The organism is Tetragenococcus muriaticus DSM 15685, from assembly GCF_000423785.1.
Taxonomy (GTDB): Bacteria; Bacillota; Bacilli; order Lactobacillales; family Enterococcaceae; genus Tetragenococcus; species Tetragenococcus muriaticus.
Window position 1 is genome coordinate 1 of the sequence record NZ_AUIQ01000109.1, and the last position, 1,316, is coordinate 1,316.

The window sequence follows — 1,316 nt, forward strand, 5'->3', positions numbered from 1 at the left end:
TATCTACCGAATTTGGTGTGCGAAACTTGAGTTACTTATATATCACAATGAAAAATATGTTTGAAAATTATGGTAGTGCCAGACAACAACGGGAATATCGTGCTGAACACCCAACAAAAAAAGACCGTGAAGAAGCATTTATCAATGGACTTAAAGGTGGACTACCTGAATCAATTAGAAACGCAGAAAATTATAAGTAGCCGTTAAAAGCCATAAAATGCCATATAAGCCACTTTATAGTTAAAACGACTAATTATCTGTTTGATATATAAAAATGGCTGAAACACAAAAATAAACGCCTTAATTGGCTTTTTAATAGCACCAGTATAAAATATAGAGAGAGGTAAGAACGTAAAATATTAAATGAGATTCAAAGCGAGTTAGCAAAAGTATGAAAGGAGTTTTTTAAATGGCACAAGCGATAAAAGAATCTGAACGAATTGAACAATTATTGGCTGACCCTTGGGCAGTCGATATTCAAGCAATTTGGGAACAAGCATTGCATAATCCTGATCCTGATAAGCGGAAGCTTTTTGACGCCTTACACACGTACGTTTTAGATAAGCGCCAGGAACAAATTATCAACGAAAAAAAGTTTGTAATTTAATATGAATGAACAAAGAAAATATATCATAGTAGCAGGAATAAATGGCGCAGGGAAAAGCACATTATATAGAGCGAGACCTGAATTATTTACTAATACGAAGCGCCTAAATGCTGACGAAATTTTACAGCAATTGGGTGGCGATTGGCGGAAAAATAGTGATAATATTAAAGCCATTCGATTAGAAGTTCAACAATTACATGAATCCCTTGAAAAAAGAAAAAGTATACATGTTGAAACAACTTTAGTAGGACATGCAAAATCACAGCTTAATTTAATTGATAAGGCACATCAAAATGGCTATGAAGTCACTTTGCTATATGTAGCAGTAAATAGCGCTGAAACGGCAATTAAGCGAGTAAATGAAAGAGTTGAATTAGGCGGGCATGGGGTAGAGCCAGAGTTAATCAAAAAGAGGTATAAACAATCTAACGATAATTTACCTAAAGTAGCTTATTACGCAGATAATGTTTTAATATTTGATAACAGTAAGCAATTTACGAGTGTTTATCAGAGAGAAAAAGGGATAGAAATAAAAAAAGAATTAAGTGATTATCCCTGGATTAGCCAGAACCTAAGTTGTTCAGAAATTGTTCAAAAAGATTTAAAAAAATTTGGGTTCTGTTGCAAAGTTTTCCCAAAAATCTATTTTAGTGTAAAATTGAGAAAAAAGACAGAGAGGACAGAGTAATGAATCATTTTAAAGGCAAAC

At 33.2% G+C, this 1,316-nt stretch carries 2 protein-coding genes and 1 pseudogene; all 3 read left to right on the forward strand.

Annotated features, from left to right (window positions below; translation table 11 throughout):
- Window positions 1-200, forward strand: a pseudogene (locus G577_RS11525) (hypothetical protein); the annotation flags it as partial.
- A 209-nt stretch (window positions 201-409) separates the two neighbouring features.
- Window positions 410-607, forward strand: a complete 198-nt coding sequence (locus G577_RS0110370) for a hypothetical protein (protein ID WP_002320226.1) — start codon at window positions 410-412, stop codon at window positions 605-607.
- Between the two features lies 1 nt (window position 608).
- Window positions 609-1,295 carry an ATPase gene (locus tag G577_RS12545; protein ID WP_081675772.1) on the forward strand — a complete coding sequence of 229 codons (687 nt, stop codon included), beginning with the start codon at window positions 609-611 and terminating at the stop codon, window positions 1,293-1,295.
- The last annotated feature ends 21 nt before the right edge of the window (window positions 1,296-1,316 follow it).